Origin of the sequence: [Chlorobium] sp. 445 (assembly GCA_002763895.1) — a bacterium.
Taxonomy (GTDB): domain Bacteria; phylum Bacteroidota; class Chlorobiia; order Chlorobiales; family Thermochlorobacteraceae; genus Thermochlorobacter.
Window position 1 is genome coordinate 39,129 of sequence record NSLH01000011.1, and the last position, 14,372, is coordinate 53,500.

Annotated in this window: 9 protein-coding genes and 2 pseudogenes; 7 read left to right on the plus strand and 4 right to left on the minus strand. The window is 46.7% G+C overall.

Annotated elements, in window-relative coordinates:
* Positions 1-12: 12 nt before the first annotated feature.
* Positions 13-1,965 (minus strand): hypothetical protein, encoded by a 1,953-nt coding sequence (locus tag CMR00_06185; protein PIO48186.1) that lies wholly within the window; start codon positions 1,963-1,965, stop codon positions 13-15.
* A gap of 14 nt (positions 1,966-1,979) precedes the next feature.
* Positions 1,980-2,201: an iron-binding protein gene (locus CMR00_06190; protein ID PIO48187.1), complete on the minus strand. Its 222-nt coding sequence runs from the start codon at positions 2,199-2,201 to the stop codon at positions 1,980-1,982.
* Between the two features lie 155 nt (positions 2,202-2,356).
* On the opposite strand from CMR00_06190, the gene hisC reads away from it, so the two are divergent.
* The 7 genes and pseudogenes from hisC (at position 2,357) to CMR00_06225 (ending at position 11,826) form a co-directional block, all read left to right on the plus strand.
* Positions 2,357-3,448 (plus strand): histidinol-phosphate transaminase, encoded by a 1,092-nt coding sequence (gene hisC, locus CMR00_06195; GenBank protein ID PIO48224.1) that lies wholly within the window; start codon positions 2,357-2,359, stop codon positions 3,446-3,448.
* Positions 3,449-3,467: 19 nt separating this feature from the next.
* Positions 3,468-4,223, plus strand: coding sequence for a hypothetical protein (locus tag CMR00_06200; GenBank protein PIO48188.1), 756 nt, complete (start codon positions 3,468-3,470; stop codon positions 4,221-4,223).
* Positions 4,224-4,252: 29 nt separating this feature from the next.
* The gene (locus CMR00_06205) at positions 4,253-4,582 is read left to right on the plus strand and encodes a hypothetical protein (protein PIO48189.1); all 330 of its coding nucleotides are present in this window, start codon (positions 4,253-4,255) and stop codon (positions 4,580-4,582) included.
* Between the two features lie 172 nt (positions 4,583-4,754).
* Entirely contained in the window at positions 4,755-5,060 is a 306-nt protein-coding gene (locus CMR00_06210; protein PIO48190.1) for an NADH-quinone oxidoreductase subunit NuoK, read from the plus strand.
* 33 nt (positions 5,061-5,093) lie between these two features.
* Positions 5,094-7,008: pseudogene (locus tag CMR00_06215) on the plus strand (NADH-quinone oxidoreductase subunit L).
* A gap of 367 nt (positions 7,009-7,375) precedes the next feature.
* Entirely contained in the window at positions 7,376-11,548 is a 4,173-nt protein-coding gene (locus CMR00_06220; protein PIO48191.1) for a hypothetical protein, read from the plus strand.
* A complete protein-coding gene (locus tag CMR00_06225; GenBank protein PIO48192.1) occupies positions 11,473-11,826 on the plus strand; it encodes a hypothetical protein in 354 nt (117 codons plus the stop codon). Before CMR00_06220 ends, CMR00_06225 begins: the two co-directional genes overlap by 76 nt.
* Before the next feature lie 14 nt (positions 11,827-11,840).
* Here the strand turns inward: CMR00_06225 and pruA are convergent.
* Both pruA and CMR00_06235 read right to left on the minus strand, forming a co-directional pair.
* A pseudogene (pruA, locus tag CMR00_06230) lies at positions 11,841-13,333 on the minus strand (L-glutamate gamma-semialdehyde dehydrogenase).
* A 272-nt stretch (positions 13,334-13,605) separates the two neighbouring features.
* On the minus strand, positions 13,606-14,181 hold the full coding sequence (locus CMR00_06235) for a hypothetical protein (protein PIO48193.1): 576 nt from the start codon (positions 14,179-14,181) through the stop codon (positions 13,606-13,608).
* Between the last annotated feature and the right edge of the window lie 191 nt (positions 14,182-14,372).

Below are 14,372 nucleotides of genomic sequence, written 5' to 3' on the forward strand. Positions count from 1 at the left end.
CTTCTGAGCTACTTACCACGAAAATTGCACCGCTAAAATTAAGTTTGGAATAATGCGCTGCACTGCCCCATTGATTTGTTCAACTTGATACCAGCCTCGGGCTTCAAACTCGGCATTCTGCGCTCGATACTGCACTTGCGCTGTAGGACCGATGTAAAGCACTTCTTGCTGCAAAAACTTTTCTGCGTTCAAAAACCCAAATTGCTGACGCAAAAATGCTTTTACGCCCAACGCAGTCGTGAGCACATCTGTCTGTAACCATAGTTCAAAATGTACAAGTCGATCGTTAAACGAATTGAGCGGTCGCTCAGCAAACTCTCCCCAAAACAGTTCTCCGCGTTCATAGATACGCTGGTCGTAGAGAAATTTAATAAAGAAGTGTTTGGAAAGAAAAACTTCAGCGGAGTCAACCACACTAAACTGACGAAATGAAAAACTGCGCACTTGCAGCGGCGTCTCAAAAGGATACACCGTGTAGTTTGCTAGCACACCAAACTCGGCATAGTTTCTGAATCCTTTACACACTTGCCACACCGCTGCTGGCGAAAAACGCAAGATAAAATTATCGGTGCTATTTGCACTTTGCTGGCGAAAAATAAATACATTACGACTCCACACCCCTATCGCTGTCAGGCTCAAGCCCAAAAAATCACTCACGCGCACACTATCAGACACAGCAAGAAAATAACTAACCTCATCACGGTCGTCATTGTTTTCAGCCGAAGGTGTGTCGAATCGGAATCCGCGCATCTGATACTGCACACTGAATCGATTGAGCGTCAGAGCATCTGCATTTTGAATAGCCCAGCCAAGTGAAAACGCCAGCGATGCTGCTTCAAGTGCGTTATCTCTTAGACGCTCCAAGCGCTGCGCTTCTGGCAAGTTTTGCAGCGCATTGATAGGACGATAGTTCTCTGCTTGCTGCTGATATAAAAATGACAGCGCCAGATTCAGCGACGCAGTCTGATAAGTTGCCCCTAAAAAAGTAGAGAGACGTTGCTGCGTGATTTCATTGTCGTACAGATTGCGTGTGATGTCTAAAAATTGCTGACTGTTTTCACGCGTTATGGTTCGGTATCGCAGTTCAAATCGTGCCGCTGCACTGAGTCTTTCATCAGCTTGATATGTCAGCGAATCAACTGTGTAAAGATTGCGTTCTGTTCGGCGTTCAACTGTGGTCGTAAAACCTTCAGGAGCATTTGCTATGAAGACGTTGGAAAAGAAATCACGCTGCGCTCGTTCAAATCCACCTAAGAAAAATAGAGCGGCAGTGCGACCATAGGTTTGGCGTAGTGCAGCTTGTGCGTTCAACAGTTGATTATGGCGCGGTTGCAAAAATTCCTCACTTAGCCTTGCATTTGTTGCGAAAAGAAAATTCCCGAAGGCAAGGCTATCGAGTTCTGCCCTCACCGCATAGGTGAGCCCGCTTGAAGGTTGTCCAAGTTGCTGCTCAGCTTTTGCTCCAAGTCTCGTCTCCAGCAGTAGCCATGTCCATGGCGTATAGAAGACACCTGTTGTAAGTGCGTTTGCTTGCGCATCGTTGCGAAATAAACTGCGGCTATCGGAGAGCAAAAAATTTGAGACCTGCACCTGAACGCCCCACGTCTGACTCCAGCGCTTTTTTGCCTCGGCTTGAAATTGATTTTCATCTCGCACAGCGCGCTCGCTGGCAGTGCTAAGAAATTCTGCCAGATTCGATGTAAAATTCTCACTTGCTGAAAGCTGCCAATCGCCAAATGTGTGAAAGTATGTGGCTCTTGCACGCCAGAAATACGTGTTCAAAAAACGCTCAAAGGAAATGTCTGAAAATCCATTTGCATCTGACAGCGTTTGATGAGGCTGCACATGCAGTGAGTCGGGCAGGCTCCTGTTTATGTTGCTCGAATCATGTGTCTGCGCTTGCAACGCATGCACCAGTGCACAAATACATGTGAAACTGCATATTGCTGCTTGCCCGACCCACACGCTGCATTTGGGAATTATTTGTTTGCATCCGCTTTCACTTCAGAGACAAAATTGCATGTGCGGTGTGCACCATCGCAGAAAGGCTTCTTTTGACTTGCCCCGCATCGGCAAAGGAAGATGGTCGTTTTGCCTGCAAGGTCAAATGTTGCGCCGCTGGCGTCGCAGAGTTGAAAGGCTTCCTCAATGCCCTCGATTTTCAGAGGACCGTTGTTCAACACAGTGATTTTGATTGGCATGATTAAAATTAGATGAGTGTGAAAAAAGTTTGCATAAAAATACAAAAAATGTCAGGATGAGCCAGCGCTGCTCGAGCACCAAGTTAGGACTGCAGCAGAAACTTTCTTTTTGTTTTAGATTTGCCAGATATTTTATCACAAAATCAAACTTGATTATGCCGCTCTCATTTCAGCTTGACGCTAATGTCTTAGATCACATCAAGCCAAGTGTGCGTGCGCTGTCGCCCTACACTGTAGAAGGGGGTCAGAACGCTGAAATTAAACTCAATCAAAATGAAAATCCTTACGACCTGCCCGACTGGCTCAAGCGTGAGATTATGGAGGCGTTTCTCAAAGAGCCTTGGAATCGCTATCCAAACACGTTTCCAGAGGACGCTATTGCGCGCTATGCGCAGTTTATCAACCTGCCCAAAGAGTGCATCATGATGGGCAATGGCTCTAATGAACTGATCTACACCATTTTCTTAGCCACGCTGCGTGCTACAGCTTCTGTACTGATTCCTGCTCCATCATTTTCGCTCTACGATAAAGTCGCTGCGCTGCTTGAAGCCGAGCGCCTGCATGTTGCTATGACACCCAGCTTAGACTTTGATACCGAGCAAATTCTCGAAGAAGCTCACCGCTCACAGCCAACTCTCATTGTGCTTTCAACGGCAAATAATCCGACCAGCAAATCCATGAAGTTTGACGATGTCGAGCGTATTGTCGCCGAAGTGCGTGCACTCGTCTTGGTCGATGAAGCCTATGCAGAATTTTCTCGTGAGCGTTCGGCGCTCGAGCTTCTGGAAAATTATTCCAACGTGATTGTTCTGCGCACGCTCTCAAAAGCCTTTTCCATGGCAGGTCTGCGCATTGGCTTTGCAATTAGCAATCCTATGCTTACAGCCCAGCTTCTCAAGCCAAAGATTCCTTTTGCTTCCTCACGCCTTGCTGAAATTGCAACTATCAAGGTTTTAGACAACTATCACATTATTCAAGAGACCATTCAGAAAGTGCTTGCAGAGCGTGAGCGTGTATTTCATGCACTTCGCGCTATTACACCGATTCAAGTACTGGAGAGCGACACAAACTTTCTCATTGTGATGGTCCCTTATCCGAAAGAGACTTTTCACGCGCTGAAAGCCAAAGGCATTTTGGTGCGCGATGTCTCAAAATACCCGATGATGGAACGCTGTTTGCGCATTGGCATTGGCTTGCCTGAAGAAAACGACCGTTTGCTCGAAGTATTGACTGAACTCTTTGGCTAAATTTTACTTTTGAAGCCACATGCAACACATTCGGCTGTTTCTGACGCTGCTTGCATTGTCTTTTTGCTTTACGCAACTCTCTTGCTCACAAGTTATGCCCAGCAATCATTCTGTTCATTTTGAAGATGCTGCTCCTGAGTTGCAGCGCATTCCGACCTTGCCTAACATTCGCGCGCGCATGGTTCAAACCCCTCGGCTACGCACACGCGTGCTTTTTTCGGGCAATGAAACAGGTATACCGGTCATTTTTATCCATGGCAATCTTTCTTCAGCGACGTGGTGGGAAGAGACTATGCTGCGTCTGCCAGCCTCATATTATGCCATCGCACCGGATTTGCGTGGATTCGGCGCTGCCGATAGCAGTGCATTCGTTGATGCACGTCGTGGTGTCGGCGACTGGGTCGACGATATTCTGGCTCTTGCAGACGCTCTGAACATCCAGCGATCTCATGTCGTTGGCAATTCACTAGGTGGCAATGTCGTGTGGGGCTTACTCTTGCGCTGCCCTGAACGTCTTATCAGCGCAACGCTTGTCGCCCCAGGCTCTCCCTTTGGCTTTGGCGGCACAAAAGATACACTTGGAACGCCTTGCTTTCCTGACTATGCTGGCAGTGGCGCCGGACTTGCCAATTCCTTCTTGCTCAACTCGATTAAGGCAGGCGACCGAGGATTATCTGCATTTTCACCACGCACAGCACTGCGCAATTTTGTCTTCAAGCCCGGCTTTATTGCATCGCGTGAAGAAGACCTCTTGACAGCAATGATGAGCGTCTAGCCAATGGACTCCTGTTTGGCTCTCTTGCTGTGCGATATGTTTCAGCTTATGATTTCATCTCGGGCGTTCATTTTGCAGGTCGCTTCGGTGAGGGCACACGTACGATTGTGCCGCGCGACCCCAGCCAGCCCCTTGGTCCAACAAATCCTGCTGCGGCTACTTTTCTTTTCAACCGTGGTCCCTTGGGCGGATTTGTTACCGTCGATTTGAACCTTGGTATCAATATCACGAAAGATCTGCTCTTTTCTGTCTCTGCCACGAATTTGCTGAATACCGTTCAGCGCGAAATGGTCGCCTCGCCTGCTATCCCACGCTTTCTCTTAGCGGAGGTGCGCTATAAGATTCCTGCCTTCTATTGATTGTTCTTTTGTCTTGAGTCTTATTGCAGTTGCGCATTGCTGTTGTTACAGAGAAAAAGGCTTGCGTGCAAGCCTTTTCTTTTTTGCTGAACACGCCATGCTCAGAGAAAAAGAGGTAGTAAGTTTTTGTATATTGCTTTAAGTTTTCTCACACAAAAACGGAGCTGTAAGCATGGAAATTTCTCTTTACCACTACCTTTGGCTCTCTGCATTCATGTTCACGGTTGGCGTGGTTGGTGTGCTGGTGCGGCGCAATGCCATTGTGATTTTTATGTGCATTGAACTGATGCTGAACGCCGTCAATCTTTCCTTTGTCGCTTTCTCACATTTTCTTGTTGATATTCAAGGGCAAATGATGGTGTTCTTCGTGATGACCGTTGCGGCTGCCGAGGCTGCGGTCGGCTTAGCTATTATCATTTCGCTCTTTCGCAATAAGCAAACCATCAACATCGATGAAATCAATCTCCTAAAAGGCTAAACAAAAAAATTTCACTAGCTAATCTGCAGTTTTATGCATGACTACATCTTCCTTGCAGTGCTTTCACCCCTTGCTGGATTTCTCATCTGCGGCTTGCTCGATCGCTTGAATTTCATCCGTGAAGGCGAGACCTCTCGTGAATTCTTGCTTGGACTTCTTTCTACGCTTAGCGTTGTTCTTCCTTTTGCGATTGGCATTGGGATTTTGTTTGAGCTGCTCTCACTTCCAAAAGACTTGCGACTTTTTATCACACCAATCTATGAGTGGTTTGCGGCGGGTGATTTGCGCATCACTGTGGCTTATCAGATGGATACACTTTCCATCACGATGATGCTGGTGGTTACAGGTGTGGGCGGCTTAATTCACTTCTATTCGATTGGCTACATGCACGGCGATGCTGGCTTTGCACGGTTTTTCAGTTATCTCAATCTTTTCATTTTCGCCATGCTCAATCTTGTGCTCGCCTCAAGCATGCCGCTGATGTTCCTTGGCTGGGAAGGCGTTGGGCTTTGTTCATACTTGCTGATTGGATTCTGGTATGACCGTCGCTTCGATGGTGTGGGTATTTCCACGACAACCGATGCTGCCAATAAAGCCTTCGTGATGAATCGCATCGGTGATTTTGCTTTGCTGGTGGCAATGTTTCTCATCTTTCAGCGTATCGGCACACTTGACTTCAATGCCATACTCGAGCAAACCTCCGCTTTTGATGACACACATCTGTTTTGGATTACTTTACTGATTTTTATCGGCTGCACAGGTAAATCTGCACAGATTCCGCTCTACACTTGGCTACCTGACGCTATGGCTGGTCCAACGCCGGTCTCTGCTCTTATTCATGCGGCGACTATGGTTACAAGCGGCATTTACCTTATCTCACGCCTTGCTCCACTTTATGCGCTTGCTACATCGACGATGATACTTATTGCCGTGCTTGGTGCACTCACGGCACTTATTGCTGCCACGATTGCACTCGTGCAGCACGACATCAAAAAAGTCTTGGCATATTCTACTGTTTCGCAACTTGGCTACATGTTTTTAGCGCTGGGTGTTGGAGCATTTTCAGCCGCCATGTTTCATTTGGTAACACATGCTTTCTTCAAGGCGTGTTTGTTTTTAGGCAGCGGTTCAGTCATTCATGCTTTGCACGAAGAGCAAGACACTCGCAAAATGGGTGGCTTACACGCCTCCATGCCAGCTACATCAATCACTTTTCTTGTCAGTGCGCTTGCCCTTGCAGGCTTTCCACTCACAGCAGGATTTTTCAGTAAAGATGAAATTCTGGCACAAACCTTTGCTTCTGGTCAGTTCTTGCTCTATGGGGTTGGGATTTTTACCGCCGCACTCACTGCCTTTTACACCATGCGCCTTTATGTGCTCACATTTTTTAGGTGCACCGCGCTACGACACACATCAGCCTCCGCATGAGTCGCCACTGACCATGACCTTGCCCCTCTGGATCCTTGCTGTGCTGTCTGTGCTGGGCGGCATGTTAAATTTGCCTGCCGTCTTGGTCGAGCATGGCATTCTACACAGTTGGCTTTCTTTGCCGGACCTCACGCATGCACTTTCACACACGACGGAGTGGGTCTTGCTTGGTGCCTCGAGTGTGATTGCTTTGGGCGGGTTATGGCTTGCATATTCATCTTACTCTAAATCACCGATGGAGACAGAGAGCAGATGGCGTTTTCTACTTTCTAAAAAGTATTATATTGACGAGTTATACGACGCAGTAGTCACTAAGCCTTTTCAAGGGCTATTGGCGCGCGGCTCCGATGCGTTTGAGAGGCTATTTTTAGATGGTGCTTTTAATAGCTTAGGTAAAGCTACGCTTGCTTTGGGTGGAGCGTTGCGTCAGTTGCAGTCTGGTACTGCCCAAAACTATGCCATTGCTATCGCCCTTGGTCTGATGGCAATCCTCACTTTTATCGTCTTTAATATCTCGTAGTATCTCGTAGTATTTTGCTCTGGCTGTATAGGTTAGTTCTGCTGGGAGGTTGGTGATACAAATAAGAATGCAAAACAATAGAACCGACATAGACCCTGACCGCGCGAACGTTTCTGTCCCCTCGACAGCGAGTGAGTCGAATTCTGCATCCTCGAGTGTGAGTCCGACACCTAATTTTTTTCAGAAATGCATAGCGAGCCTCCGCGCCACTTGCGCTATCGCTCTCCCAAACTTATTTCAGAGGAGTTGCAATCTTATTTGCAAGAGTTGGAGCGTTCTCATTCAGTTGCTCATGCGCTTGATCTGCTCTCTTCGAGTCTTGCACGCACACTTTGCTTTTCGTTTGTAGCAACTGTCTTGTTCAAAGATGATTTTTCGATTTGCTGTGCGAATTTTCATTCGCTTCAATCTCGCACTGTCCAGCGCGATCTTTTTTCTTGAGCACTTAGCTGCATCCGCACACACGCTCAAGCAGTTCTACAACGCGCTTTTTCAACATAAGAAGTACCGTTTCCACAACATCTACTGCTTTGAACAACACGAACTTGAACAGACATTAGGGACGCTGTACTTACCAATACCCTTTGTGGAAATGACCTCTACTGGCAACCATATCGCCTCTACTCAAGCAAAGTCGACTGCGTCTTCTCTGGAGCGCATATCACGACACACCGCAAGTGCCGCAAGCTTACATAAAGCCTCATCGCGCAAAATTCCACTTGAAATTCTTTTTCTGTTCTATAACGTCTCTTCGCGCCAGCAGGTGAACGGACACTATGCTGTGATGCTGCCGCTGCGTAAAACCGATGGCTCACTTCTCGGCGCCTGCTTCATCGGCGAAAGTTTGCGCGACATTGCCCTCTCTCAAGAGCAAGTCTTGGAGTTACAGCAAGTCCTTGACAGCTATGTTCGCACTGCAGAACTTGCAATAGAACGCCGCCTGCATTTACTTGAAACTTCTGCACCCCATCAGATGTCGCAAGTCCCTTCTTCTGATGTGTCTGTGGGACTTTCCGATGCTCAGCCCGAACAAACAAGCGAAATGAGGGCAGTAACCGATACGCCCTTTTCACTCAATACTGCAGGCAGTGCAGATAATCATCTGGATTTGCTTCTTGCTGTTGCACAGCAGATTCGTGAGCAAAAAACGATTGAGTCTAAAACTCAAGTCTTGGGACATGCTCTGGTGAATCTGTGCAGTTTTTCTCACTGTGCCATTATGCTTTTTCAGTCGTCTGATGAATCTCCGCAAGGTCATTTTTACGCTTCATCGGTAAAGCCTTCACCGCGTCCTTTCTTATTGCCTAACTTTGCTCTACCGCGTTACTTATGCGATTTCATCGCTTCTTCTCCTACGCTCAAAGTTGAGCACTCATACTGCTTAAGCGGCGAACAACTTTCAGCGATTCAAACTGCTTTGGAGAATGGGGTTAAAGTTCCTGATGAATGGCTTTCCACTACGCTCTCGCAGAAACTATTAGCGCGCTTTTTTGAAGATACCGACATTGGCTTGTTTTTGTTTTTACTCTCTGGCAATACCGTCCTAGGCTATATCAGCCTTGACCTTGAACCGGCTGAGGGGCAAGAGCGTCTGGACACCCTTGCGTTTTTACAGCGTCAGACTAAGCTTGCTTCACTTTTGAGTGATATGTTTGCGCACGACATAGCTCGACTGCGTGCACAAGCAGACTGCAAGCAGTATGCCTTGCTCAACAAAACCCTGCATGAACTTTTAGATTCTTTTTTCCTAACCAGTTCGCGCATTCAATCTGCAAAGACAATTTCAGAGAAGTTCGCTATTGCTTCCGAAGCTATTGTTTTGGAACTCGGTTTTACTTCTGCTTCAATTGTTTTGTATGATCGTACAGGCCATGTTACGGCAGCACATATGTTTACTCATCCGCAAATTGACGCCGATTCTGAGAAAATCAAGTTTGAACAGCGCTATCAGCCCGGGCGTCCCGTACCTTTACGCGTGTTAGATACTCTCTTCTCGCCGAGTTTCTCAGTAGGGTATTGCTATTTCTTCGAGCCCAGGCAATTACGCGCAGTGGCATCAGGTCAAACCTTGCATGTCGGCGCTGCGCTCTTGCAAGACTACTTCAAAGGGCATCTGCATGTTCGGATGATGATTCCCCTCTATACAGAGCACAAAGAAATCACAGGCTTTATTCGCCTCGGCGCGTGGATGCTACCTGCTGATGAGCAATTTACTGCTGAATTCATTGAGCATACGAGAATCATTACACTCTTTGCTGAGCGTCTCTCTCATGAATGCTCCTTACTTCAAATTGCAGTGCAGCGCGAACAGGAGCTTGCTGCTAAATTGCGCTTAAGTAAGACTCTGACACAGCTCTTTGAAGGCAGTAGCAAAATTTCGCAAGCTACTTCACTTAGCGAGAAACTCCAGAAACTAACCAATACGCTCGTTGAGGCTGCCGGTTTGGATTTTTCTGGCGTGGTTTTGTACAATCCGAACGGTATCGTGCAATATGGCTCAAGTGCAATGGCTGGCGCAGTACCCCATAACCTAAAAGACTTCATCCACAATCTGTTTCGTCCCGGCGTAAAAATTAACTATGAGGCTTATACGACACTTTTTAGGCACGATGATTTCAGAATCTTTCCTCTGAAAGTCTACTGTTGCGATTTGCGTCAAGTTAAAGTGCTTATGCGGGACTCTTCCTCTTCACTGTCGGCTTCGACGACCACACAGGCAAATATGCTTGAAGTCCATGATACAGCAGAGCCCTTGAGCGGTGCGCAAAACTTAGCACGGTATTTTCAATGCATGTGTGAGTCCTCACCTGAAGCTGACTATTATACGCTGGTCGTACCGCTCAATGTTGGTGCCCAAACAGATTTGCAAGTCTCAGGTTTTATTTCTCTTGGCAACTTTTTGGATTGCCAAGACTTGAATGAAGCCATGACTCGCTTGACCGCAATTGACCTTTTTATCAGCGTCGTAGCAGCAGATTTGACAAACTTTTTGCTCACGGAAAATCTTGCGCAAGAATCTCAAGAGCTTTTCCAAAAGAGCCTCTTTATCCAAAAACTTTTGGAACTCGATGTGCATCTTGCGCAACCCATCTCCGCACACGACAAAATTAAAATGGTCTGTGAGCGTTCTGTTGAACAATCCAGTTTCCGCTATGTACTCTGTGCTCTTATCAATAAAACACAACAGACGCTTACAGATTTCTACTACATGGAGCACCCCGAACTTGTTGCCTTCTCAGATGACCAGCCCAGCAAGTCTATTGCGCCACTTATCCAAAGTTATTCTCAGGGCGTAGCCACCTATAATCCGCTCTTTTTGGAACTTTCTATGAGAGAGTGCAATCGCGTCAAACAAGTTGGACATGCTTATTGTTATGATTTGCAGTGGCTTGAGTATGAAATGCATCGCCGCATGCAAGCACCGCATGCCTCAGAGCCCGAATCTGTTGCTGCGCTGACGCCCGAAGAAGCTTTTGCGGTCTTTTGTGGACACGTCGAACGAGAAGATCGTCTTATCAACTTTATCATTCCTCTTGTTGGCTCTCAAGGCAAACTCTATGGATTTCTTTCTCTTGGTAGAATGCTTGCGCGTGTCAAAAAGTCTGTTCAAGAGGTCATGGACGATGTACGCCTCATTGAACTTATCGCAGGCAGTTTAGCGACACACCTTGAAAACATAGAATTGAATGAGAATCTCACTGCTTCAGAAGCTAAATTCCGCAATATCGTCGAAAATGTCGAGTATGGCTTTATCATCTTTGACCAGGAAGGCAAAATCGAGTATGCCAATGCTGCGCTCAAGCGTCTGCTCAACCGTGGCAACGACTTGCTGTTAGGTTACTCACTTGAACACATTGCGCATCCAAGCTCTGTAGAAGCTGTCAGGCGACAAATTTCCGTGCTCTTCTCAGGCGGCGTGCCATCCGAAGAACAAATTTTGCTTGTCAGTAGCCTCGGTGAAGCTATCCCGTTCAGAGTGACGGCTGAACCGCAACTTATTCTTCGTGCAAGCGGCGAAGTTTCCGTGACAGGCGCTTTTGCTGTGCTGGTCGATCTGCGCAAACAATTGGAACTTGAGCGAGAGCGCAAAGAACTTGAGACCATTCGCAATAATTTCTTTGCGATGGTCGTGCACGACATGAAGGTGCCACTCTCTGCCATTTTTGGCTACAGCGAGATGCTCAAGCAAACAGATTTCAGCCAGATGCCACCTGAGCACTTGCGCAACATTATGGATCAGATTCACCTATCATCTGCAAATATCACGCGCTTGGTACAAGAAATTTTGGATTTCTCCAAGTATGAATCCCGAATGGTGAAATTAGACTATACGCACCGAAATCTGGAACTCTGCATTGATTTGGTGTTGGAGCAAAATCATTTTGACTTGCAGGCAAAAGAGATGATAGCAAAAAATTTGTCGCCCCTGAAGACTTCTCGTTCTACTTCGACTTTGATAAAGTCGTGCGCGTTGTCAATAATCTGGTCAGTAATGCTATCAAGTTTTCGCATCCACACTCGCAGATTGAAGTGCGCTTAGAGAAAATTTTGGAGCGCTTTACCCCCTTTGCACAAGTTACTGTGATTGACTACGGTGAAGGCATTTCACCCGATGAAGTTGAACTCATCTTTGATGCTTATCGCCAAGCCAATTCCAAGCATGGCTCGCGTGGTACAGGACTTGGTCTTTCTATTGCTAAGCAAATTGTCGAACTACACGGGGGCAAAATTTGGGCAGAGTCAGAATTAGGCAAAGGCACCACCGTTACTTTTACGCTTCCTATGCACCAAAATCCTCCGCGCTTACCCTCGCACTAAGCGCGCATGATTTTCTAGCCTACTCTTTTTGCAATGCTTTTACCTTGCACAAAAAGTAATAGATAATCGTTGCTACCCGTCTTGCTGCATGTTCCAGAGAGGTTGAATCCGCCGAAAGGATGTACGCCGACCAGTGCACCTGTGCATTTGCGATTGAGATACAGATTGCCAACATAAAACTCTCGCTTGGCGCGCTCTAACTTCTTTGGGTTTTTCGTATAGACGCTTCCTGTTAGCCCATACTCTGTCCCATTTGCAATTTTTAGGGCTTCATCAAAATCTTTGGCTTTGATACACGACAGCACTGGTCCAAAAATCTCTTCTTGTGCAATGCGCGCTGTGGGTGCCACATCTGCAAAAACAGTCGGTGCAATAAAAAAGCCTTTGCTTTTGTCGCATGTTCCACCAGTGAGTAATCGTGCTTCACTCTTACCGATCTCGATATAGGATTTGATTTTTTCGAAGGCGCGCTCACTGGAGACGGCTGTTACAGGGGCATTACTTTCCGCATCACCGACTTTTAGGTCTTCAACTTTTTTAACCAGCAGGTCTAAGAACTTGTCATAGACTTTCGCATCGATAATGGCACGCGAGCATGCCGAGCACTTTTGTCCTGAAAATCCAAATGCCGATGTAACCACGCCCGTTACTGCTGCTTCAAGATCAGCTTCTCGGTCAACGATAATCGCATCTTTACCGCCCATTTCTGCAATGACACGCTTTATCCATTTTTGTCCTTCTTGAGTTTTTGCTGCCACTTCGTTGATGCGCAGTCCTGCCGCTTTTGAGCCTGTGAAGGAAATAAATCGTGTTTTTGGATGCGCCACTAAGCTTCGCCTACATCAGCGCCGCCATGAATCACATTGAGGACATTTTTTGGTATTCCGACTTCTTCCATCACCTCGTAGAACATGTGCGCAATGAACGGCGCATCAGGGGAAGGCTTGAGCACAACGGTGTTGCCAGTTACTAACGCTGCGGTTGTCATTCCCGCCAGAATCGCCAGCGGAAAGTTCCATGGTGGCAAGATGACGCCTACACCAAGCGGGATATAGACCATTTCATTTTTTTCTTTGCCAACCCATTTCGGCGTCGGTGTTACAGGTTGTTCGTCCGCTAGTCGGAGCACGCTACGCGCATAGAATTCCAGAAAGTCAATCGCTTCAGCTGTATCCATATCCGCTTCTACCCAATTTTTTCCGACTTCAAATACCATTGCCGCTGAAAACTCGTGCTTACGCCTACGAATCTTTTCTGCGGCTTTTAGGAGCAATTTTGAGCGCCATTTCACGGGCGTATATTGCCAGTGCTCGAAGGCTTCTGATGCCGCCTCAATGGCTGCATTAACATCATCAAGTGTGTTTTTCGGGAATGTCGCAATGACTTGACGATAGTTGCACGGGTTGACGGAAATGATTTTCTCATCGCGCCAGATTTTTTCGCCTGCAATGATTGCAGGATAATCGCCACCAAGTTTTGCACTTACTTTTTGCAAAGCCCGCTCCATTGCACGGCAATTTGCAGGATCGCTGAAGTCTGTAGGTGGTTCGTTGACAAACGGTGGGAGTTTCTCGTTTTTGTTTTTCGCTTTATTGCTTTTTGCTTTCTTGTTTTTCATTGCTGCAGTACATAAATGTTTTGAAGCTCGCACATGTAGAGTCTAGCAAACTTAGCAAAAATCATTCGAATTGCACTACCTATGATTTGAGAGCGAGCTAAAAAATGCAGCAGCACTAAACAAGAGCAGCAAGCTGGGCCAATTAAGGCTTAAACTCGCCTCTAAAATTTTGCAGGGTCGACTTCGAAGCGTGGTTCTAATTCAGACTTGAGGATGTTCTCAAAAGCTTCTTTCTGGTCGTTCTGTACCCGAATTACGGTTACATTTCGACGTACGAGCTTCTTGCCTTTTTGCGTGGAGACTGTGTTGTAGAAGAAATGATACTCAACGCAGTTTGTCTTTACCTTAGCGAAATAGTCTGTGATAGCGCCCCATTTCAGCAGAGCATTGCGGCGCGAGTTGACGCTGAGGTAAATCCCTTCATCTGTTACGACGCGTTGCTCTGACGCCCACGCGCCTAGGAACCAAAAGAGGCTTGCCAGAAAGTAGAAACTGAACTTGATGGCAGAGTTTTCATCACCAATAGCAAGAGCGATTACGGCACAAAGCACTTGCACCAATGCATAGATACTTGGCATCAGTGGGTATCCCCAGAGCGCGCCATGTCGTATGGCAAGTTTTACTTGTTTGATACGAAATCGATTGATGAGGGAGACCACTGCGAACATAGGCATCGCAAGTATCACCACAAAGAAGAAGTAACTTTCTATCGTCATCACGAGGCTTTTCAAATCCATAGCTTTACTCCTGACGAGGTTTGCTCATTTTTTTGCTTTGAATTTAATTCAGTGCTACAATTTTTCAAGGGCAATAAACCATTTTTTTGCCTAAAAATTTCTTTGTGTCAAGTGCTTTTCATTTGTTTGGTGCAGCTACGCTCTGCAGAGCTTTGATGTGTTGCTATGTTCATCATTTTCAGTCTTGCTAT

Coding starts and splice junctions, on each gene's coding strand:
- CMR00_06190 (PIO48187.1), bottom strand. CDS start 2,201: ATGCCAATCAAAATCACTGTGTTGAACAACGGTCCTCTGAAAATCGAG.
- CMR00_06220 (PIO48191.1), top strand. CDS start 7,376: ATGATTTTTCGATTTGCTGTGCGAATTTTCATTCGCTTCAATCTCGCA.
- CMR00_06235 (PIO48193.1), bottom strand. CDS start 14,181: ATGGATTTGAAAAGCCTCGTGATGACGATAGAAAGTTACTTCTTCTTT.
- CMR00_06200 (PIO48188.1), top strand. CDS start 3,468: ATGCAACACATTCGGCTGTTTCTGACGCTGCTTGCATTGTCTTTTTGC.
- hisC (PIO48224.1), top strand. CDS start 2,357: ATGCCGCTCTCATTTCAGCTTGACGCTAATGTCTTAGATCACATCAAG.
- CMR00_06210 (PIO48190.1), top strand. CDS start 4,755: ATGGAAATTTCTCTTTACCACTACCTTTGGCTCTCTGCATTCATGTTC.